Below are 22,363 nucleotides of genomic sequence, written 5' to 3' on the forward strand. Positions count from 1 at the left end.
TTTATCCTTCAGGCCGTTCGCACGCCGCGCAGCGGCACCAAGGAGAAACCCATGAAGCTTTCCGCACCCCGCAATGTGGCCCTGGCCCTGATGACCGCCGCTGCCCTGACGGCCTGCGCCACGGGCGGCTCCTACGTGCAGAGTGACCAGTACGGCAACCCGACCGAACAGCAGAGCCGCACCGGCCGTAACGCGCTGATCGGCACTGCCATCGGCGTGGCCGCCGGCCTGCTCACCGGCGACAGCGCCACCGAGCGCCGCCAGCACGCCATGGTCGGCGCAGGTATTGGCGCACTGGCCGGTGCCGGCGTCGGTGCCTATCAGAACCGCCAGGAGCGCGCGCTGCGTGAGCGCACCGCCAACACCGGTATCGACGTGCAGCGCCAGGGCGACAACATCGTGCTGAATCTGCCGGACGGCATCACCTTCGACTTCGGCAAGTCGGCGCTGAAGCCGCAGTTCTACGGCGCGCTCAATGGTGTGGCCAGCACCTTGAACGAGTACAACCAGACCATGATTGAAGTGGTCGGCCACACCGACAGCATCGGCAGCGATGCGGTCAACAACAAGCTGTCCAAGGAACGTGCTGATTCGGTGGCTGCGTATCTGACTGCGCAGGGTGTGCAGCCGGTACGTATTGAAACGCTGGGTGCTGGCAAGGCGTATCCGATTGCAGATAACAGCACCGATGCCGGTCGTGCCAAGAATCGTCGTGTTGAGATTCGTGTGATTCCGTTGCAGCAATAAAACGCTCACGCGTTTTATTGCGAAAATGCCGCCCATCAGGGCGGCATTTTTTTGTAGAGCGGGCTTGCCCGGCTGCTGTTGGGGTCTCGCGAAAAGCCAGCCGGGCAAGCCCGGCTCTACGGAGTGATCCGACATCAAGCGCAGCCACGCAGGGCGTGGCTCTACGGGCATTACCCAGCGGTCACCGTCTCCAGAATCCGCTTGCCGGTCTCCTGCAGCTCCGCTTCCGCCTGCGTCTGCTGCTGCTTGGCCAGCTTCGCCGCCGGGCACTGTGCCAGCATGTAGTTGGCGTCGAAGTTCAGCTTTTCCACCAGGAAATCAACGAACACGCGCACCTTCGGCGAGACCAGTCGACCGCCCGCGAACACCGCGTTGAAGTCTACTTCCGGCCCGGTCCAACCGGCCAGCACGCGCCGCACCATGCCCGATTCGATGAACGGCTTGGCCATCACGTCGCCGGTCAGCAGCAGGCCTTCACCGCACACCAGTGCGCCATTCAATGCCGACGGATCGTTCGCCACCAGCAGCGGATTCACCGGGAAATCGCGCAGATCCCCGCCGTTCTCACCCAACTGCCAGAAGAACCGGTTGTTGTTGAGGTTGCGCGCCTTGCGCATCGCCAGAATGCGGTGGAACTGCAGTTCGTCCGGATGCAGCGGTTCGCCATAACGCTCGATGTAGGCCGGGCTGGCAAACACCTGCGTGCGCAGACTGCCCAGCTTGCGTGCCACCAGGTTCGAATCCGGCAACGCACCCACCCGCAGCGCCAGGTCCGCTTCGCCCGCAATCAGGTCCAGCTTTTCATTGCCCAGGTGCATGTCCAGCTGGATCTCCGGGTACTGGGCATGGAACTGCCCCAGCAGCGGCGCGATCCAGGTGATGCCGATGGAGTAGGGCACCGTGAAGCGCAGCCAGCCGCGCGGGCCCGACTGCAGCTGGCTCACCGCGCCTTCGGCTTCTTCCAGTTCGCGCGCGATGCGCTGGCAGTGCTCGTGGTACACCGAACCCGCCTCGGTCAGGCCCAGCCGCCGCGTGGTCCGGTGCAGCAGGCGTGCGCCCAGCCGCGTTTCCAGTTCCTGCACCTTGCGGCTGACCGTGGTCTTGGGCAGGCCGAGCGCGTTGGCAGCTGCAATGAAGCTGCCTTGCTCGACCACTTTGACGAAGATCAGCGTGTCGTTGAGATCGTGGGCCATGACGGAGTCCAGGTCAGAGGATGGAGATAGAGTGCCCGAAAGATTGTGCCGGGTACGGGACGATTATTCCCCTTAATCCGGACTAATCAAGGGGGAGTTTGAGGACTAATCTGCCCCCATTCCCGAATTGAAGGACCCTGGCCATGCGCCTGCGGAACATTCTCGGCCACATGTTTGGTGGCCACAACACCTCGCTGGACCTGGCCATGACCGTCGAGAAGCGCCCGGGTCCGTTCTCCGACAAGGCTTTCCGCGAATTCACCCCGGCTCCCCGGGCCCAGCGTGGCGGCACCGTCCGTCTCGCCCCCCGTCAGCCCGGCCGACTGGCCGGAATTGGGATTATCCCGGTTGCGGGAGTGAAAGTCCCATGAGCGGGACGCTGGCCCCCGAAGTGCTGGTGCTGGGCGGCACCGGCAACGTGGGGCAGGGTATTGTCGCCGCGCTGCTGGAGGCCGGCAGCCCGGTGCTGGTGGTCGGCCGTGACCCCGGCCGGCTGGCCGCATTGCGCGAGCAGTTCGCTGACGAACCCGGTCTGGAAACCCTGCTGGGCTCGGTAGCCGACGATGGCTCGGCGCGCGCGCTGGCCGAACGCGTCGCCCAGCGTCCGCGTGCGCTTGCAGCTGTGATCGCCAGTCTCGGCGCACCGCTGCGCTCGGCGCGGCTGCTGGACAAGTCCGCCGACTGGCTGCAGCAGCGCCTGCACACCGACCTGATGCCGCACGTCAACGCCGCCCATCACCTGCTGCCGTTGCTGCAGCCGCGCGCCGGCGGTGCCCACTACGTGGTCATCGGCAGTCCGTGCGGCATGCGCCCCTGGGCCGGCCACGGCGACACCTCGGTGGCTTCGGCCGCGCTGCGCATGTTCGTGCAGGTGCTGCACGAAGAAGCGCAGGGTGTCGGCGTGCGTGCGCAGATGCTGGAAGTGGCGCACCCGGTCTGTACCCCGGTCAACGCCGCCAATGCCTGCGCCGAATGGCCCAGCGCGCTGGCAGTCGGCCGTCGCGTGGTGTCCGTGCTGGATGACTGCCGCGACACCCGCCCGTTCCTGCGCTGTGACACGCGCGACAGCGTTCTGCCCAAGGGCCTGCTGAAGATGAGCGGCCCGGCACCCTGGAAAAACTCGCTCGACATGGCTTGACCTCAACCATTGTTGAGGTCCGAACATGCGCCCCCTGTTGCAATTGCTTCCCCGTTACCACCCCCTACGGATGATTCCCATGAACCTTTCTTCCTCTACTCCGATTGTCCGGCGCGTTGCGCTGGGTACCGTGACCGCCCTGGCCCTGGCGGTGATGGTCGGCTGCAGCGGCAGCCACGCTGAAACCGCCGCACCGCCGCCGCCGCAGGTCACCGCTGCGCCGGTGCTGATCAAGCCGGTCAGCCAGTGGGACGACTTCAGTGGCCGCGTTGAAGCCGTGCAGAGCGTCGAGCTGCGTCCGCGCGTCAGCGGCTACATCGACAAGGTCAACTACACCGAAGGCGAAGAGGTGAAGAAGGGGGACGTGCTGTTCACCATCGACGCCCGCAGCTACCAGGCCGAGTATGACCGTGCCCGTGCCGAGCTGACCCGTGCCCGCACCCAGGCCAGCCTGGCCCGCAGCGAATCGGACCGCGCCAAGAAGCTGTCCGACCAGCAGGCCATCTCCACCGAAACCTGGGAACAGCGCCGCGCCGCCGCCGACCAGTCCGGTGCCGCCGTGCAGGCTGCACAAGCTGCACTCGACGCCGCCGCGCTGAACCTGGAGTTCACCAAGGTGCGCGCGCCAATCAACGGTCGTGCTGGTCGTGCGATGGTGACGGCCGGCAACCTGGTGACCGCCGGCGACAGCGCCAGCGTGCTGACCACGCTGGTCTCGCTGGACACCGTGCACGTGTACTTCGACGCCGACGAAGGCACCTTCCTGCGCTATTCCCAGATGGCCCGCAAGGGCGAGCGCCCGAGCGAGCGTGACAGCGAACTGCCGGTGAAGGTCGGCCTGTCCGGTGAAGAAGGCTACCCGCACACCGGCAAGGTCGACTTCCTCGACAACCAGGTCACCCGCAGCACCGGCACGATCCGCGTGCGTGCGCTGCTGGACAATGCCGACCGCGCCTTCACTCCGGGCCTGTTCGCCCGCGTGCAGTTGCTCGGTAGTGGCCAGTTCGAGGCCATGCTGATCGACGAGAAGGCCGTGCTCACCGACCAGGACCGCAAGTACGTGTACGTGGTGGACGACAAGAACACCGCGCAGCGTCGTGACATCGTGCTCGGTCGCGGTGCCGAAGGTCTGCGCATCGTGCAGCAGGGTCTGAAGGCCGGCGACCGCGTGATCATCGACGGCGTGCAGAAGGTGTTCATGCCGGGCATGCCGGTGCAGGCCAAGGCCGTGGCGATGCAGGCCGAAGCCAAGCCGGCAGCTGCGGTTGCTTTGAAATAACGTGCAGCCGGGCATGGCCCGGCTCTACATCTGTCGCGCCCCATGCAGGGGAGCTCGTTTCCACGGTCGCCAGCGGCCGTGGCGGGGACCTGCATGCCGGCGTTGGCGAAAACCTCCAGGAATCCCCTCATGGACTTTTCCCGTTTCTTCATCGACAGGCCGATTTTTGCGGCGGTGCTGTCGATTGTGATCTTCGCCGCTGGCCTGATCTCCATACCGATCCTGCCGATCGGCGAGTACCCCGAAGTGGTGCCGCCGTCGGTGGTGGTGCGTACCGTCTACCCGGGCGCCAACCCCAAGGTGATTGCTGAAACCGTGGCCACGCCACTGGAAGAGGCGATCAACGGCGTGGAAGGCATGATGTACATCAAGTCCGTGGCCGGTTCGGACGGCGTGCTGCAGATGACCGTCACCTTCCGCCCGGGCACCGACCCGGACGATGCCGCGGTGAAGGTGCAAAACCGCGTCGCCCAGGCGCAGGCGCGTCTGCCCGAAGACGTGCGCCGCCAGGGTGTGACCACCCAGAAGCAGTCGCCGACCTTCCTGATGGTGGTGCACCTGACCTCGCCGAATGGCAAGTACGACACCCTGTACCTGCGCAACTACGCCCGCCTGCACGTCAAGGACGCGCTGGCCCGTATTCCGGGCGTGGGTGATGCGCAGATCTTCGGCGGTGGTGACTACGCCATGCGCGCCTGGCTCGACCCGGACAAGGTGGCGGCGCGTGGCCTGACCGCCAGCGACGTGGTCCGCGCCATGCGCGAGCAGAACGTGCAGGTCTCGGCCGGTCAGCTCGGTGCCGAGCCGATGCCCAACAGCCAGTTCCTGACCCTGATCAACGCCCAGGGCCGCCTGCGCAGCGAGCAGGAGTTCGGCGACATCGTGCTCAAGGCCGGTGAAGACGGCGAAGTGGTGCGTCTGTCCGACGTTGCCCGCGTCGAGCTGGGTGCCGGCGACTACACCCTGCGCTCGCAGCTGGATGGCAAGAACGCGGTGGGTATCGGCATCTTCCAGGCCCCGGGGGCCAACGCGCTGGAGATCCGCGATGCGGTGATCGGCACCATGGATGAGATGCAGAAGACCTTCCCGGCCGACGTCAAATACGAAGCGGTGTACGACACCACCATCTTCGTGCGTGATTCGATCAAGGCCGTGGTCTCCACCCTGCTGGAAGCCATCGCCCTGGTGGTGCTGGTGGTGATCCTGTTCCTGCAGACCTGGCGCGCCTCGATCATTCCGTTGATCGCCGTGCCGGTGTCGGTGGTGGGTACGTTCGCCGCGCTGTACGTGCTGGGCTTCTCGATCAACACGCTGAGCCTGTTCGGCCTGGTGCTGGCGATCGGCATCGTGGTCGACGACGCCATCGTGGTGGTGGAGAACGTCGAGCGCAACATTGAAGAGGGGCTGTCGCCCACCGCGGCCGCGCACCAGGCCATGAAGGAAGTGTCCGGGCCGATCATCGCGATCGCGCTGGTACTGTGCGCGGTATTCGTGCCGATGGCGTTCCTCTCCGGTGTCACCGGTCAGTTCTACAAGCAGTTCGCGGTCACCATCGCCATTTCCACGGTGATCTCGGCGATCAACTCGCTGACCCTGTCGCCGGCCCTTGCTGCGCGCCTGCTCAAGCCGCACGGTGCGCCCAAGGATGCCCCGAGCCGCCTGATCGACCGTCTGTTCGGCTGGGTGTTCCGTCCGTTCAACCGCTTCTTCAAGTCCAGCTCGGAGAAGTACGAGCGCGGCGTGGCCAAGATCCTCGGCCGTCGCGGTGCGGTGTTCGTGGTGTATGCGGTGCTGCTGGTCGGTACCGGCTTCATCTTCAAGATCGTGCCGCCGGGCTTCATTCCGACCCAGGACAAGCTGTACCTGATCGCCGGTGTGAAGCTGCCGGAAGGCTCGTCCATTGCCCGCACCGACGAAATGCTGCGCAAGGTGGCCAAGATCGCCCAGGAAACCGACGGCGTGGCCCATACCATTTCGTTCCCGGGTCTGAACGCGCTGCAGTTCACCAACACGCCGAACACCGGTGTCGCCTTCATTCCCCTCAAGCCCTTCAACGAGCGTAACGGCCGTACCGCAGCGGAGATCAATGCCGAGATCAATCAGAAGATTGCCGGGCTGGGCGAGGGCTTCGCGTTTGCGATGATGCCGCCGCCGATCCTCGGCCTGGGTAACGGCAACGGCTACCAGATGTTCATCGAGGACCGTGGCAACCTGGGTTACGGTGCGCTGCAGAATGCCGTGCAGGCGATGCAGGGCACCGTCGCGCAGACCCCCGGCATGGCCTTTCCGATCACCAGCTACCAGGCCAACGTGCCGCAGCTGGATGCGGAAGTGGACCGCGTCAAGGCCAAGGCCCAGGGCGTGGAGCTGACCGAGCTGTTCGACACCCTGCAGACCTACCTGGGTTCGTCGTACGTCAACGACTTCAACCAGTTCGGTCGTACCTGGCAGGTGATCGCCCAGGCCGACGGCCAGTTCCGTGACAAGGTCGAGGACATCGGCAAGCTGCGTACCCGCAACAATCGGGGCGAGATGGTGCCGATCGGCTCGATGGTGACCGTGAAGGAAACCTACGGCCCCGACCCGGTGCTGCGCTTCAACGGCTACCCGGCCGCTGACCTGGCCGGCGAAGCCGACCCGCGCCTGCTGTCCTCGGCCGAGGCCATGAACAAGCTGACCGAAATCGCCGGCCAGGTGCTGCCGGCCGGCATGACCACCGAGTGGACCGACCTGAGCTACCAGCAGGCCACCCAGGGCAATGCCGCGTTCATCGTGTTCCCGGTCGCCATCCTGCTCGCCTTCCTGGTGCTGGCGGCGCTGTATGAAAGCTGGTCGCTGCCGCTGGCGGTGATCCTGATCGTGCCGATGACGCTGCTTTCCGCCCTGTTCGGCGTATGGTTGACCGGCGGTGACAACAACGTGTTCGTGCAGGTTGGCCTGGTGGTGCTGATGGGCCTGGCGTGCAAGAACGCGATCCTGATCGTCGAGTTCGCCCGCGAACTGGAAATGGGCGGCAAGGGCATTGTCGAAGCCGCGCTGGAAGCCTGCCGTCTGCGTCTGCGTCCCATCGTGATGACCTCCATCGCCTTCATCGCCGGCACCGTGCCGCTGGTGCTGTCGCATGGCGCCGGTGCCGAGGTGCGCTCGGTCACGGGTATCACGGTGTTTGCCGGCATGCTGGGCGTCACCCTGTTCGGCCTGTTCCTGACCCCGGTGTTCTACGTGGCGCTGCGCAAGCTGGTCACCCGCAAGGGCGGCGGCCAGCTGGTCAGCCACGGCGCACCCACCGTTCACCACCACTGATTCCATTCCCCACGAGGTTATTGAAATGACGACTGAAACCCAGAAGATCGCCCTCGTCACCGGTGCCACCCGTGGCATCGGCCTGGAAACCGTGCGCCAGCTGGCCCAGGCCGGCGTGCACACGCTGCTGGCCGGCCGCAACCGCGACACCGCCGTCGCTGCCGCCCTCAAGCTGCAGTCCGAAGGCCTGCCGGTGGAAGCCATCCAGCTCGACGTCAACGACAGCGCCAGCATCGAGGCCGCCGTAAAGACCGTGGCCGAGCGCTACGGCCATCTGGACATCCTGGTCAACAACGCCGGCATCCTGGTCGACGACACGTCGCTGGCCCCGTCGCAGCAGAGTCTGGACACCTGGCGCACCACGTTTGAAACCAACGTGTTCGCGGTGGTCGCGGTGACCAACGCGTTCCTGCCGCTGGTGAAGGCTTCACCGGCCGGCCGCATCGTCAACGTATCCAGCATCCTCGGCTCGCTGACCCTGCACAGCCAGCCGGGCTCGCCGATCTACGGCTTCGCGGTGCCGGCCTACAACGCTTCCAAGAGCGCGGTGAATGCCTGGACCGTGCAGCTGGCCTATGAGCTGCGCGACAGCACCACCAAGGTCAACACCGTGCACCCCGGTTACGTGAAAACCGACATGAACGGCGGTGAGGGCGAGATCGAAATCAGCGAAGGCGCGCGTTCCAGCGTCGGCATGGCGCTGATCGGTGCCGACGGCCCGAACGGCAGCTTCACTTACCTCGGTGAGGTGCTGCCATGGTGATCCGTGTGTTGACCGTGGCCGTGACCAGCGCCCTGCTGGCCGGCTGCGTCAGCGTTGGCCCCAACTACCAGGCACCGCCGGCACAGCCGGTGGTGCTGCAGGGAGCGACAGCTGAGGTGTTCACCAGCGCATCGCCGGTGGCCAGCTGGTGGGCCCAGTTCGATGATCCAGTGCTGGAAGGGCTGGTGCATGATGCGCTCGGAGCCAACCTGGACCTGCGCATCGCCATGGCCCGGGTGCGTGAAGCGCGCGCGGTGTTCGTCGAGCAGCGCCTGGACCAGCTGCCGCACGTCACCGCCGGTGGCAGTTACGACCGCCGCAAGCAGCCGGACGCAACGGCCGGTGGCGAGCGCATCTTCAGCGAAACCTATCAGCTTGGCTTCGACGCCGGCTGGGAACTGGATCTGTTCGGTCGCCAGCGCCGTGCCGCCGAAGCGGCGCGTGCCGATCTCGGTGCCGAGCAGGACAACCTCGCTGACGCCCAGGTGACGGTCGCTGCTGAAGTGGCACGCAACTACTTCGAGCTGCGTGGCAGCCAGAAGCGGATCGACGTCGCCCAACGTACCCTGGTCAACCTGCGCGAGACCCAGCGCCTGACTGAAGCGCGCTGGGAACTGGGTGCTGGCAGCGAACTGGATGTGCAGAGCAGTCGTGCGCGGTTGAAGGCGATCGAAGCCGACATTCCGCTGCTGGAAGTGGCCGAAGTGCAATCGCGGCATCGCCTGGCCGTGTTGCTGGGCCAGCGTCCGGATGCACTGGATGCGCGTCTGCAGCCGCAGGAAGTGCCGGCGTATGCGAAAGCATTGCCGCTCGGTGATACCACCGACCTGCTGCGCCAGCGTGCCGACGTGCGCAGTGCCGAACGTCGCCTCGCCGCCGCCACCGCGCGGGTCGGCGTGGCGACCGCCGACCTGTTCCCGCGAATCAGCCTGAGCGGCTTTGTCGGCTTCCTGTCCGGCGACGCCAGTGGCCTGGTCAACGGCAACAACAAGGCCTGGTCGGTGACCCCGTCGATCAGCTGGGCCGCATTCGACTTCGGCACCGTGAAGGCACGCCTGCGCGCAAGCAAGGCGCAGGCCGACGGCGCGGCCGCCGAGTATGAAAAGGCGGTGCTGCTGGCACTGGAAGACACCGAGAACGCACTCACGCGTTACGCCAAGCAGCAGGCGCGGCTGGGCATCGTGGTCGAACAGGCGCAGGCCGCACGACGTGCCGAGCAGCTGGCGCAGATCCGCTATCGCGAAGGGTCGGAAGATTTCCTGACCCTGCTTGATGCGCAGCGCACCCAGCTGGCGGCCGACGATGCGCTGGCCGCTGCCGAGTCGACGGTGAACGTCAGCGTGGTCGGCGTGTACAAGGCACTCGGCGGCTGGGGCCAGCAGCGTGATGCCACGCCGCCGGCTATCGCCGGCACGATGCGCTGAGGTGGTGGGGAAGGGCGGAGAGCGCCGTCCTTCCCCTTCGTGTAGGTGTTTCCCGCGACCGCGTGCAGGGCGACGCCGCATTGACGGCATTGCCTCTCACGCGCTGCGCAGTCACAAGGCTAAATAGGCACCCCACCACAGGAAGTGTGCCGATGCATCCGCAATACCAGGACGACAATCGCATGGGCGCGGCGAGCCTTTCAGCAGGCGTCGTGCTGCTGTTGATCCTGGCCGTGCTGGCCGTCACGTTGGGGTTCGCGCGTCTGCCTGACGCCTTGCTGGAACTCGGCGTCGTGGCGATCGGCCTGTTCCTTGCCGTCAGCGCACGCATCTACCAGGCACGCGAACAGCACCTCGCACTGTGTCGCGCACTGGAGCGCCTGCGCAGTCCGCCGCGATCGCCATGATCCCTGATCGTGGCCTGCCGCAATGCCCTTGACTGCCAAATCGGCCTGCCGCGATGCCCGTAGAGCCGGGCTTGCCCGGCTGCTTTTGCATCGGTCGCGGCCAGCCGGGCAAGCCCGGCTCTACGACGCTTCGCGGCCAATCAACGCCCCGCGGGCAACACCACCTCCGCCATCACCGGGAAGTGATCCGAAGGCAACACCCCGCCGGGTTTGTCATCCAGCGTCACAAACTTCAGCACCTTCACCCCGCGCACCAGAATCCAGTCCAGCTCCGTGGTAGGCGTACCACTGAAATCATGGAAGGTCAGCCGCGGCCCCTCCACCTTCGCCGCCACCTTGCGCGCATCCTCCAGCGACGCAGTGAACGTCGCATAGGTCTCGCTGCCCGGCTCGCTGTTGAAATCCCCGGTCACCAGCACCGGCACTCCGGCATGCAGCTGCTGCAGGCGCGCCACGATTGCCTTTGCACCCTTCACCCGGCGCGGCTCATCTTCATCCCGATAAGGCAGGTGAGTGTTGAGCAGGTAAAAGCGCTGCCCATCGGCCGCGCGCTCGAACAGCGCCCAGGTCACCATGCGCGGGAACAGATTGCCCCACGTGATGCTGCCGGCTACCTCCGGCGTATCGGACAACCAGAAGTCGCCCGATTCCACCACCTTCAGCTGTGCGCTGTCATAGAACACGCCCATGTGTTCGTCGCCGTCACCACCACGCCGCCCCTGGCCGAACCAGCGGTAGCCGGGCAGGTGCGCAGTCAGGTACTCGGCCTGCTTCTGCACCAGCTCCTGGGTGCCGAATACGGCGGGCTTCTCTTCCTTCAGCAGGGAAACCATCGCATCGCGACGGTCATCCCAGCGCCGCCCTGGCTCGGTATCCACCGGGGTGCGTACATTGAACGACATCACCCGCAGCGGCTCGGCTGCGGGTGCGGGTGAACGGGCCTGCACGCTGCCCAGGGGCAGCGCCAGGGCAAACGCAAGCCACAGGGCGTGGCGCTTTCGAATCGACCGCATTGGAATCCCTCCATTCCATGAAAACGATTCCAAGCGTCGCACGGTTGCGCGCCGGCGACTATGCGCGGGTTGGCGAAATGTCGATTTTTCTCATTTCTCATACTCGAGCAGATACCGGACCGAAGCCTTCGGCTTGGATGCCCGCTTCGCCAGCTCCTGCATGACGGTGGGCAGGACCACGCCGCCACAGTTGGAGCAGGTATTGAGGAAGCTCACCAGCTTGACCTCCAGGATGTCGCTGGCCAGCAGGCGCACAGCGGGGTCTTTTGAGTCCAGCAGTGACAGCAGGTAGCGGAAGATCCAGTTTTCCGAATCGCCGCCGCGGTCGAACACGATGGCTCGCCCCTCCGGCGTACGCAGCACCGGCAGGGTGGCGAATGCCGGATTCTCCGGGACGGCGGCATCGCGCGCATCCACGTAGCGGGTGCCGGCGGTCGACTCCGGCAGGTTCAGATTGAGCCTGCGCGCAAGCTTACCGCCAGAGAGTGATCCGATCACAATCGTGCCTTTCGTGGTTTTCACCTCGGCGTACGCGAAGTTCGCACCGCTGACGTGCTTGATGAGCTGCTGCGCCGTTTCCGGCAACATCAGGCTGTCGGCGGTGAGCGGCACCCATTCCGCCTCCTTGCCCTTCACCGGCAGCAGGCTGTTGAGCATGTCGGCGACGTGCTGGAGTTCTTCCTGCGAGCAGGCCTGCAGCGCCTTCCAGTCCGGGATCAGCAGCCGGCTCAGGGAGACGAATTCTTTCTGCTCGGGCCCGCCAGAGAACACCCTCTGGGCAAACTGCTTCACCTCGTTCGGCTTTCCGTTCTTTTCACAGTAGGCCGCGTACTTCTCATAGCTGTCGTACAGTTCCAGCTCGTGCGGTTCGAACCCCGGGCGCAGGTAGTTGAAGGTCATCTCCGCGATGTTGCGCTGCACCTGCACCGATTGCGGGTTCTCGCGCAGCAACCGGTTCCGTTCGGACTGCCGCAGGTACATCGCGATGTCGTCGGGATTCGTCAACGGGACGAAGTGCAGCGTGTCACCGCTATAGTCCGGCACGGGTGCGACGTAGTACACGCCGCGATCCGGCTCGATGAAGATGGACGGCTTGCCGTCCACCAGCATGTGCACGCCGCGTAGTTCACGGCTGTCCTGCACGCCTTCCGCGATCGGTCCCAGGCTGATGACGGGCACCTTGCGGTTCACGCGCATGCGGTCGAAGGGGCTGGTGTCCTTGTCCAGACCCAGCAGCGAATCCGGTACCAGCTTGCCTTCCATGCGGGACAGGTACTTCACCTGTTCGGGTACCCCCAGCGCCTGCTCTTCTTCCGGCGTCAGCGGCTCCAGCTTGGGCGGCATCTCCCGACCTTGCGGGGATGTCCTTGAGTCCCACTTCTGCAGCTTGCCGTCGTGCACCATCACCGGCTTCTGTGTCTTGCCACTGGGCAGGGTGAATCCGTCCAGCGGTTTCATGTCGGCCGGGCTGTATCTTCGATAGCCGAACGCGTGAGGCAGCAGTTCGTTGGAGGTCGGTGACTCCGGCAGCGGAACCAGACGGTCGGGCACGAAACGCAGCTGGGTCGGCCGGATGCAGCCCGCAGCCGATTCCGCGGTCTCTACACTTTCCACGCCGCGCGGCTCCCGGCAGCCGGTGGCATCCAGTTCCTGCAGCTCACCGATCTCGCCGCCATGCACCTCGCGCAGTTGCAGCGAACCGTCGCTGGGGTTCAGCAGATACCGGCTGTCACCGATCCAGACTTCCCACTGGTTGTTGCCGTGCTCCACGAAGCGTGCATCGGTGGCGTCGCCCAATTGCAGGTGCACGCCGTCTTCCACGACCTCGCCCGGAATGAACTCAGGCAGCGGGTGGACCAGGCTCACCTGCTGCAGTCGTGGCCCATAGGCGGCACCGGCAATGGGATCAAAGCGATACCAGCCGTCGGGCCCGCTGATCATCAGCGTCATCGGCCCGGCATCGACCTGGCCTACCGCCACCGTGGCATCGTCAATCCCGAAATCGAGCTCGAATGAGGTCAGCAGTTCCTGCGTGGCCGTGCCGACCGCGACCTCGGCCTCCACGGCGTGTGCCGCTGCGCCCAGTGCGCGTTCGCCACGCAGCACGCCACGCAGCCAGCCGGCACCGCGCAGCGCCTGCTCCCACGCCTGTCCGCCGAGCCGCCACGCACCCTTTCCCAGGTCATGGATCAGTCCGGCACCGCTGTTGCGCAGCAGCTCGCCGGCCAGGGTACCCAGCGCCTTGCCGGTATGCTCGGCCAGCGACACCACCGTGTGTTCGCCGGCCGCGGCCACGATGTGCACCATGCTGCCTGCGAACCTGGCACCGGGGATCAGATTGCCCAGCACGTCCACGCTGCAGTCGAGTGCGGCTTTACCTGTTTCGCCGTTCATCAGGTCCTCGCCGCAGGCGAAGAACGGAATCGTGAACTCGGCCACCTTCTTCAGGAGCGCTTCTTCCTTGTCCAGCACCTGCTCCAATGGGGTGAGCTGGTTGAGTTCCAGTTTCTTGACTTCATCCAGGCGTGCATCCCACAACGGCTTGGCAGCCGCCACCGCCAGTACGTGCATGGCGTCAGGGTCGCTCATGCTTGCCGCGCCGGACAGCGGCGTCAGCTGCAGTTCGCGGATCGCATCCAGCCGGTCCGCGCGATGGATGGCAAGGCTGCCGTCAATCAGCCCCTGCGCATCCACGCACGGGCCCAGGTGAGGGTCGACCACCGCACGCCGGATCAGTCCGGCGCGCGGCAGGATCTCGAAGTACACCGGTTCGGCGTTGCCGCCCGGTTGGCAGCGCAGCAGCAGGCCCTGGGTGGCGTCCTGATCGAACGCGTGAACCTGCATCGGTGTGCATTGGCTGGTGCGCAGCACGGCCTGGTCTTCCGGCGAAAGCGTCTGCAGCAGCTCTTCAATCAGCCCGGCCAGACCCTGTTCAACCGCGGTGCGGTACATCGCGAATGCATCATCGAATCGCTGCAGGGTGGTCGACCGGCCCGTGCAGAGATAGGCATCAGCGGCAATCAGGTCGAGCAGGGAGTCGCTCACGCTCAGCAGCGCTTTCACCGAGCCATCCAGCGCGATGGTCGCCTCCGGAATCACCAGCGTCACCACGTCTTCCTGCTGCTGCAGGGTCTTGCCAGGGGTGATGCCGTGCGCGCCAAGCACGAGTGTGCCGATCTTGTCGACCGGCAGCGACCATAGTGCAGGGTCCAGTCCGGTCTCCCTGAGTTTCTGTTCGGCGATCTTGCGGCGCGTCGGCGGTGCCTGGGCGATCAAGGCCAGATGCGCGGCGTGCGCATCCTGTGCCTTCTTCAGGTAGTCCAGCGCGCTGCTGGCCTGTGCCGGGGTCACCTGGTCCAGGCGTGTCAGTCCTGGCAGCTGCCCATGTGCGACGGCGTACAGCAGCGCCGGGTGCAGCATGGCGCGCGCCCAGCTGGCATGCAGGTCATCGTGCGCGCCGGGCTGCGATGAAGGAGCCGACAGCGTCGCGGCCAGCCCGGCCACCTGCATATAGCTGACCCTGCCGCTGGCACCGGGCTGCAGCGCTTCCAGCAGCGCAACGCTGTGCAGGAAGGTGCTGCCGGCCAGCGAAGCGGGGCTGAGCCCTTCCGGAATGTTTCGCACCAGCAATGCCGGTTGCTGGACTTCGCTCAGCAGCAGCCATTGCAGCAGGCCGCGTGCGGCAGGTGGTGCGTGTGGCTGGCGCTTGGCCAGCAGTGCTCCCACGTGTGCCTGCCATTGGACGAAGGTGCGGTGCACGTGCGCCGGATTGTTCAGGTCGGCGCGTAGTGCGTCGATCTGCGCGTGGCCGACGTAGTGTTCAAGCAGCGCCTGCGCGACGATGATCTGCGCACCCTGCGGCGACGCCGGGCTGTTCTCATGCGCGCCGATCCAGTCGGTCTGGTTCAGCAGCAGCTGACCCAGTTGCGCGAACCCCTGCGTACGCGACATCACGTCCCACAGGTCGGACGGGGACAGGGCGCGATCAGGATCGTTGCTGTGCAGCACATCCAGACCCCAGTGCCGCAGCAGCGTGTGCAGCTCGGGCAGGGCGGACGTGTCCAGTGGGGTGCTCACCGGCCCCGGAGCAGGGGGATGGAACCAGCGTTCCAGCAGCAGGCCGGTGCCGTTGGTTGCAGGCACTTCAGGTGATTGCTGCGGCCACAGCGGAAAGCCCAACGCCATGCGCTGCGCATTCGCAGGGGCTTCCGTGGGCAGCAGCGCCAACGCCAGCAGCAGTGCCTGTTCGGGCTCACGCAACAGCAGCGGGTCGGCCTCGGCCAGCGCCTGTGCCAGGGTCAGCACCGGTGCCGCGCCGCCGGCGAACAGGCCCGGTACCTCCAACAGTGCGACGATCTTCTGCTGCACGCTGGGCGGCAGCTGCGACAGGATGGCCTTGCGCAGCAACGCGGCGTGCACCTGCCAGCCGGCCCGCGCCTTCTTGTCCACCGCGCCGCTGTGCACCGTGCTGTCTCTCACCGCGTCTACCCAGCGGGCAACGGCGGTGTGGCCTTCCGCGCTCTCCAGCCACTGCTGCAGCAGGCGCGGTCCCTGCACGATCAGCGTCCAGGCGTCCAGGTTGCTGCCTGCGGCGTTGACGGTGATGAGGGCGCGCTGGATCGCGTTGGCCAGACCGTCGCGCAGGCTGAGCGCGTCGGCCGTACAGATGGCCTGTGCCAAGGCATGCCCGCCATGTGCATCCACCCACTGCTGCAACTGCAGCGGCGGAGCCACTTCGCTCGAGGATGCCGTCACGTCACCGGGGGGCGACAGCTGGTTACCGACGCGTTGATAGAACCGCTGGAAGTGCTGCAGGCTGTCCGCATACCACGGGTCAGCGTCCTGCAGCGACAGCTCCAGCTGACTGTACAGCTGCTGCAACGGTTCAATCAGACGACGCAGGTGCACGCCCAGATTCAGCTCGTCAGGGGTCAGCGGTCGCCTCTGCTGCCGCCGCGTCCATTCGTTCAACATGCCGGCGGCACCGTGGAAGTAAACCCCCACAGCGGATTCCCAGGTCGGCGTCAGTGTTTGACCGCCGACCAGGCGATCAGCCAGTGCGCGCCACTCCTCCATCGTCGGCATCACCTCGCGCCAATACGCGGGCGGATTGCCGAACAACCCCCGGCTGTAGACTTCCGCGATCTGCGCCAGGCAGCGGCCGGCGTCGCTCAACGCCACGAATCCATCGTCGCCCAGCAGCGGATCGAGCGTTTCTACCCACCACTGGCGCAGCTCCGGATTCCTGACCGGGGGGCAGAACCGCGCCTGTGCGTTCTTCATCCGCTCGGCGTGCTGTTCGATCACGGTTCCGTTCACCGGCGTGGGCGAACGCAGCGCGGGCGGACGGGTTTTTTCCACCACCCGATGGAAGAACGTACGGCCGGCATCGGGTGCTTTGTCGTCGTACTCCGTGAGCAGCTCACCGGCCACCAGCCCGATCCGGGCGAGCGCGTAATAGGCATCATGTTCGGTCTGCGAATGCACCGCATCGTTCGGCGTCCCGCTTCGCGCGTGCACCGCGCGCATCAGCTGCTTGAGCATGCGCATGAACAAATAGATCTGCGCCTCCACCCCACCGCGTTCGATCTCATACTCCTGCCAGGTCGATAACTCCGGCAGCTGATTGAGCGCATCGAACAGCGCCGTGCCCTGCGCGGTGCCGAAGAAGCGCTCCAGTGCATCGACACCTGGTGGTCGTCCGTGCGGCTGCTCGCCACCCAATGCAAGAAGGTCGTTGATGCTCTGCAGCAGCCCCTGCGCCGAATGTGGGGTGTAACCCGGAATCGCGTGCCACCACGACCGGCTGGGAATGTGGTCGATCAAGCCCTGCATCAGCAGCAGCGGCACGGGGCCGGCCATCTGCCCGTACAGCTGCGCGCCGGCACCTGGCAGAAGTGTCGGGGCTGCCGGTTGCACGGCAGGGTATTGGCCCTCATCAGTCAATGCGCCGGCGCGCGCCCGAGGGGGCTGCCAGGCCGTCCGCAGGTCACGTGGGTTCAACGTAGTGCCTGGCGCGTTCTGCGAGGTCGGCGGCGGTGCGGAGCCGGCCTTCATGCCGAACAGGTGGGCGAGTGCGTCCCGGGCCTGCTTCACCGTGGTGGCTTCCCGTTGCTGGCCGTGCAGGAAGCGGACGATCTGCCCGGACTGTTCCACGTCCCGACCCGCCATAAAGCGGCTCTCGGGAGTGCAGGGCATCAACGCAGTGCTGTCGGTCACGGCGTTGGGCGTGGTGTGCCGGCTCAGTCCGTCGACCGCGGTGCGGAACACGTTCACCGCTTCGGCGTGTGTGGCAGCCGGCACATCGGCCGGTGCCGGCATGCAGGCATCCACGGTGACGGGCCGGCCCCAGGCTGCCACTGCCTGGCTGACGTGCATCAGATTCCACGGGGAATACAGCACCGTGGTCAGCAGGCGGGCGGCGGTGTTGTAGCGGCCTACTGGCGTCACGTTCGGCTCGTGGGCCCAGGTTGCTGAAAGTGCGGTCTCCACCATCAGGGTGCCCAGTGCGCAGCCGGTGGGCGACGTGTCACCGTTGATCAACGGGGTGGGGCCGGCCGCAGCCGCCAACGGCGAACGGGGTTCAATTGTGCTGATTGGAGCGGCGTTGTGTTCAATCAGGTGCTGCAGGCCTACGCGTGGATCCAGCAATCCCCGTTCCATCTGCTCACGTTGCCGCATGGAACGGAGCGCGGTCTGCACACGGGTGTCGTCGGCCTGGGGGGCCAGTGTCCTCAACTGCGAGGCTGCCCATTCACCCCGCGCCGTCATGTCAAAGCTCGCCAGCTCCTCGTGCTGCAGCTTCAGCGCCAGTGCCAGGCTGTCGTTTAAGGGTTCAGCGGCGAGCATTGCCTGCCAGGCTTGCCGCGTCATGTGCTGTGGCCGATACAGCGCATCACGCAGTGCGGAAAGCAGCGGGTGCCCCTGCGCCTGCGCATGGCTCAAGTCTCGTCGCAGATCCAGCATGGCCACTTCCCACTGCAGCGCAGGCAGCCGCAGCGCATGCAGCAACACCTCGCGCCACACCTGTTGCTCGGCCTCTGGCATCGTTGCCGGCAGTTCGCAGCGTGCCGCCAGGTGGTCGCCGAGCAGGCAGGCCAGGGGCGTGCCAGCGATTTCTGCGGCCACCATGGTCTGCAGCAGATCCAGCGTGACCGGTCCTTCGGCCAACAGTCGCGACAGCAGCTCGAACTGCGCCGCCGGCGCGCCGATCAAGCTGTTCATTGAAGGAACGGCCGGGGAGGGGATCACAATGGGCGGCACCATGCCCTCCCGGTTATGCAGATGATGCAACCGGGAAGGGCCGGGTACCGCCGGTGGTAACTCCTGCAGGGGATCCGGGCGCGATAACGACGCCGTCGAGCGCGGGGTCGAAGTGGCAGAGGAGGCGGGGGAGGTGTGATTCATTGTACGAATGCCGCGCGGAGGGAGCGCGTACGATCACCGCAGGCGGGCGCGCACTTAATAGGAATAATCAGAAAAGTTCGCGAAGGGCTTGAAATGCCTGTGCCGAAAAGGTTTACAGGACCAATGGCAGGGGCAGGCGCTGCGCCAAGCCCGTAGGGTCAGCGGCATTCCGGTCCAGGAGCGTCGCCATGCTGCGTCTGTCGTGCCTGCTGTTGAGTGCGGTAGCTGCCCTCGGCGCACACGCAGCCCCGGCTGCGCCCTCTGAAACATTGACCGCCGTACTCGCGCGCTGGGATCAGACCGAGCATCCCGACCTGCGCGCGGTAGTGGTGATGCAGCAGGGGCAGGTGGTGGCCGAGCGCTACTACAACGGGGCCACGCGCGAGGAACTGCACGACGTGCGCTCGGCCGGCAAAAGCGTCACCGCGCTGCTGGTCGGCATTGCCCGCGACCAGGGCCGGCTGCAGATCGACCAGCCGGTGCAGCGCTACTGGAAGCAGGCGGCGGGCAGCGCCATCGGGCCCGTCGCGCTTCGCGACGTGCTGAGCATGCGCTCCGGGCTGGCGGCCGATGACGAAGAGGCGTCTTCGCCCGGCAACGAGGACCGCATGGATGCCGCCCGCGACCCGAAGGCGTTCGTGCTGAATGTGCCGCGCGCTGCGCCCCCGGGCACGGTGTATCGCTACAACTCGCTGACCAGCTATGTGGCCGGTGTGGTGGTAACCGAGGCTGTCGGCAAGCCGATGGACGTGTTCGCTCGCCAGTCCCTGTTTGCGCCGCTCGGCATCCAGCGCTGGCAGTGGGCGCGTGACGCTTCCGGCATCACCAAGGGGCAGGGCAACCTCTCACTGCGTGCGCGTGACTTCGCCATCCTGGGCGAAATGGTGCGGAACGACGGGGTGTACCAGGGCAGGCGCATCGTCAGCGCCGCATGGCTGCGCGATGCGCTGACCCCGCATGTGGCCATTGGCGACAGTGATCCGTATGCGGATGGTTATGGCTACTACTGGTACGCCAAGACCCACGACATCAACGGTACGCCGGTTCCGGTGCGCTTCGCCTCCGGCAACGGTGGCAACAAGATCTACGTGGTACCCAGCCGGCAGATGGTGGTGGCCATCACCTCCAGCGCCTACGGCAAGGGGTACGGCCAACGACGTTCAGAGACGATTCTGAAGGCATTGCTGGCCGCGACCCCGTAGCGCCGGGTTACGCGCCGGTTTTGCCACTTGCCTTGTCGACGGTCACGGTGACCTGCACCGTGGTCGGTTCGCTGTCCAGCTCGATGTAAGCGTGCACCAGCTTCTTCAGCGCGTTCGACGGGTGGATGTGGGAACGGCGCGCGGCTTCGCGGAACTGGCAGCGCTGTTCATGCGGCAGGTGTACCTTCATCACAACATCTTTGCTCATGGGGTGTGCCTCCAGCTGGGGGTTTCGAACGCGCCTGCGAACTGCATCTGCATCGTGAATCTCCTTCCGGTAGTCCCCCTTGCCGGACGGCAAGGGGTCGGGAGGTTCGAAACCGTACAGGTAGAGTAGAAAACGGCGGGCGTATTCCCCCATTGAGGGTGTTGTATTAGCCACCCTCCCGACTCGGGTCACGCTCACTCTATCTGTTGGGGTTTCGACGCCCCGTCCGACAAGCCTGCGCGACACCGCGATGCAATGGAAATAGGCAGCGTCTATCGGGCCCCGTCGCGTTGTGTGCTGCAACACGAATCATGTCGCTAATGACCTGTGACACCGGTTGGATTGGTGCATTCTGCGTAGTTCGCGACGTTCTGCGCACGTCGAGATGCGTGGCAAACGAGTGTCGCGCAGAACGACGCAATCAACCCGAACGCCGCGACGCCACCCGGCGGATGGCGTGTTCCGTCTGATCAGCCCTAGAATCGGGTTCAGACACACCACCTGAATCCAAGCCAAGGACTGCACACATGCCCATCGCACGGGAAGGCCGTTTCCTCCTCAACCACGACGCGTACCTTGGCGGTACGCGACTCGGGCTCGAATCGTCCATGATCGAGGCCTGCATCGAAGAGGTCCAGTCGCGTAACTACCTGGATGTCTTCGGCAGCCCAAGCTTCGGGTTCAACGAGACGTCCCTCGATGCACTGGAACAGCTTCCGAACCTGCGGCATGTGTGGTTCTGGGACATCCACCTGAAGAACATCGACGGCCTATACGCGCTCCAGCAGCTGGAGAGTTTCGGCATCCACCCGCGACGCCCGCCCATCGCGTTCGAACGACTGCCTTCACTCCGGGAGATGGTGTGGGAATACCGTGCGCGCGACACCGGCGTGGAGACCCTGTCGTTGGAAATGTTGCACCTGTGGCGGTATGCCCCCAAACACGCCAGCTTCGCCGGATTGCAATTGCCGACCACCCTGCAGGAGCTTGGCCTCCACTGGTGCAATCCTGCCAGCCTGGAGGGGTTGCCGGTGCTTCCCAACGTGCGCAGGTTGGGGATTCATCAATGCCGCAACATGAGCAGTCTGGCTGCGGTTCCAGACCTGTTCCCGGCCTTGGAGCACCTGGTGGTCGATGCCTGTGGGCGGATGAAGGTGGAGGAGGGTGAGCGGCTGGTGGCCCGGATGCCAGGCTTGAAGCATGCTTTCGTGCAGAAGCGCGTAGTGACCTGATCTGCCCAAGTGCCGCAGCGCGACGCATTGGAACGCGCCGGGACGCGGGTAGAGTCGGTCGACAGACGACTGCCGATGGCAATCGTTACTTCCGTAACGCATGACCACCGAACGTGAGGCGCGCTTCTGCGTCCAATTTCATGCTTCACCCGGCCGATCACCGCTTTCAGCCGTCGTCTGTCGACCGACGGTACCGGGCTCGTCTCCGGTTGATACCAAGGTGGCACTACTTGGAACCACACTGAATCGATGATCCCCCGCTGCTTTACGGAAGTTGCGGAGATCCTCAGGAAGGAGTATCTTTCGCGGTGCAGGGCTTTGACTACCTGGCTCCGTCACGCAGTTCAGCGCGTGGCCTGAGACTTCCAGGGTGTCAAAGCCTTTTTTTCTGTCCATATACATGAGCCTGTTCGCGGCAACTTGCTCAGCAATCCAGCTTTGACGTTCCTTGGCATACACGCTGGTGACCAGATTCACAATCGCGTTACCGTCCCGGCGGGCCTGGCTGATTGATGCAATCACCACTCCCGAGGCTGTTCTTGCTGTTGTCAGCACCACAATGGCTGAGCCGACTGTGGCCGACTCGAGCACGGCAATTGGCTCATCCAGGAACTCGGGTAGCTTCTCAAGTTGGTGAGGCGCGATGCCATCGCGTTGCCCACCTTTGCCGGTCAGGATCTTGTGCAGAACTCCGGTAGTCATCCTGAGTGGTAGGTCTGGGACCGAAAGCATGCGCAGTACCGCCGGTGTGCGTCCCAGAACGAGGGATTGACCTCGCTTGTTGCTGCTGGAGGTCCTGGCCCTGACTTGGGCTGCAAATGAGTTTTCTTGTTGATCCACAACACATTCGGCACGACTGGCAACTTCGCCGAGGTCCAATCGTGCCCTTGGATTGCAGGATTCAGTTGCGCGCTAGCAGCTGTGCCGCCACGACAATGCCTCTCGAATATGTTGTCCCGACGGTAATGGCGCGCAGTGCGCTTTGTTCGTCGTCGACACGGTCACATGCAAAGGGGGCAAAGCCTCAGCAAGTTGTATGGCTTCTTA

Annotated in this window: 15 protein-coding genes; 10 read left to right on the forward strand and 5 right to left on the reverse strand. The window is 65.3% G+C overall.

Annotation, left to right across the window (positions count from 1 at the left end; translation table 11 throughout):
- The first annotated feature begins 51 nt into the window (after window positions 1-51).
- On the forward strand, window positions 52-747 hold the full coding sequence (locus PDM29_RS15195) for a YiaD family glycine zipper/OmpA-like lipoprotein (RefSeq protein ID WP_311190911.1): 696 nt from the start codon (window positions 52-54) through the stop codon (window positions 745-747).
- Between the two features lie 170 nt (window positions 748-917).
- On the opposite strand, the gene PDM29_RS15200 is transcribed toward PDM29_RS15195, so the two are convergent.
- Complete coding sequence (locus tag PDM29_RS15200; RefSeq protein ID WP_311190912.1) at window positions 918-1,940, reverse strand: LysR family transcriptional regulator; 1,023 nt, start codon at window positions 1,938-1,940, stop codon at window positions 918-920.
- A 143-nt stretch (window positions 1,941-2,083) separates the two neighbouring features.
- Here PDM29_RS15200 and PDM29_RS15205 point away from each other — a divergent pair, with 143 nt between their 5' ends.
- From PDM29_RS15205 to PDM29_RS15235, 7 genes are all read left to right on the forward strand, one after another.
- Window positions 2,084-2,311, forward strand: coding sequence for a hypothetical protein (locus tag PDM29_RS15205; protein ID WP_311190913.1), 228 nt, complete (start codon window positions 2,084-2,086; stop codon window positions 2,309-2,311).
- Window positions 2,308-3,078, forward strand: a complete 771-nt coding sequence (locus tag PDM29_RS15210) for an SDR family NAD(P)-dependent oxidoreductase (RefSeq protein WP_311190914.1) — start codon at window positions 2,308-2,310, stop codon at window positions 3,076-3,078. Before PDM29_RS15205 ends, PDM29_RS15210 begins: the two co-directional genes overlap by 4 nt.
- Window positions 3,079-3,157: 79 nt before the next feature.
- Window positions 3,158-4,357, forward strand: a complete 1,200-nt coding sequence (locus tag PDM29_RS15215) for an efflux RND transporter periplasmic adaptor subunit (RefSeq protein ID WP_311190915.1) — start codon at window positions 3,158-3,160, stop codon at window positions 4,355-4,357.
- A gap of 129 nt (window positions 4,358-4,486) precedes the next feature.
- On the forward strand, window positions 4,487-7,660 hold the full coding sequence (locus PDM29_RS15220; protein ID WP_311190916.1) for an efflux RND transporter permease subunit: 3,174 nt from the start codon (window positions 4,487-4,489) through the stop codon (window positions 7,658-7,660).
- 25 nt (window positions 7,661-7,685) lie between these two features.
- A complete protein-coding gene (locus tag PDM29_RS15225) occupies window positions 7,686-8,423 on the forward strand; it encodes an SDR family oxidoreductase (protein WP_311190917.1) in 738 nt (245 codons plus the stop codon).
- Window positions 8,417-9,847, forward strand: a complete 1,431-nt coding sequence (locus tag PDM29_RS15230; RefSeq protein WP_311190918.1) for an efflux transporter outer membrane subunit — start codon at window positions 8,417-8,419, stop codon at window positions 9,845-9,847. The genes PDM29_RS15225 and PDM29_RS15230 overlap by 7 nt, the downstream gene beginning before the upstream one ends.
- Before the next feature lie 152 nt (window positions 9,848-9,999).
- On the forward strand, window positions 10,000-10,254 hold the full coding sequence (locus PDM29_RS15235) for a hypothetical protein (RefSeq protein WP_311190919.1): 255 nt from the start codon (window positions 10,000-10,002) through the stop codon (window positions 10,252-10,254).
- Window positions 10,255-10,394: 140 nt separating this feature from the next.
- Here PDM29_RS15235 and PDM29_RS15240 read toward each other — a convergent pair whose 3' ends face one another.
- Both PDM29_RS15240 and PDM29_RS15245 read right to left on the reverse strand, forming a co-directional pair.
- The gene (locus PDM29_RS15240; protein ID WP_311190920.1) at window positions 10,395-11,267 is read right to left on the reverse strand and encodes an endonuclease/exonuclease/phosphatase family protein; all 873 of its coding nucleotides are present in this window, start codon (window positions 11,265-11,267) and stop codon (window positions 10,395-10,397) included.
- Between the two features lie 90 nt (window positions 11,268-11,357).
- Window positions 11,358-18,491 carry a hypothetical protein gene (locus PDM29_RS15245; RefSeq protein ID WP_311190921.1) on the reverse strand — a complete coding sequence of 2,378 codons (7,134 nt, stop codon included), beginning with the start codon at window positions 18,489-18,491 and terminating at the stop codon, window positions 11,358-11,360.
- Between the two features lie 371 nt (window positions 18,492-18,862).
- Here PDM29_RS15245 and PDM29_RS15250 point away from each other — a divergent pair, with 371 nt between their 5' ends.
- Window positions 18,863-19,876, forward strand: coding sequence for a serine hydrolase domain-containing protein (locus tag PDM29_RS15250; RefSeq protein WP_311190922.1), 1,014 nt, complete (start codon window positions 18,863-18,865; stop codon window positions 19,874-19,876).
- Window positions 19,877-19,883: 7 nt separating this feature from the next.
- Here the strand turns inward: PDM29_RS15250 and PDM29_RS15255 are convergent, their stop codons facing one another.
- The gene (locus PDM29_RS15255) at window positions 19,884-20,084 is read right to left on the reverse strand and encodes a hypothetical protein (protein WP_311190923.1); all 201 of its coding nucleotides are present in this window, start codon (window positions 20,082-20,084) and stop codon (window positions 19,884-19,886) included.
- Between the two features lie 527 nt (window positions 20,085-20,611).
- On the opposite strand from PDM29_RS15255, the gene PDM29_RS15260 reads away from it, so the two are divergent.
- On the forward strand, window positions 20,612-21,316 hold the full coding sequence (locus PDM29_RS15260; RefSeq protein WP_311190924.1) for a hypothetical protein: 705 nt from the start codon (window positions 20,612-20,614) through the stop codon (window positions 21,314-21,316).
- 138 nt (window positions 21,317-21,454) lie between these two features.
- On the opposite strand, the gene PDM29_RS15265 is transcribed toward PDM29_RS15260, so the two are convergent.
- On the reverse strand, window positions 21,455-22,018 hold the full coding sequence (locus tag PDM29_RS15265; RefSeq protein ID WP_311190925.1) for a MuF-C-terminal domain-containing protein: 564 nt from the start codon (window positions 22,016-22,018) through the stop codon (window positions 21,455-21,457).
- Window positions 22,019-22,363: the final 345 nt, after the last annotated feature.

The sequence above is a fragment of the Stenotrophomonas oahuensis genome (assembly GCF_031834595.1).
Classification (GTDB): domain Bacteria; phylum Pseudomonadota; class Gammaproteobacteria; order Xanthomonadales; family Xanthomonadaceae; genus Stenotrophomonas; species Stenotrophomonas oahuensis.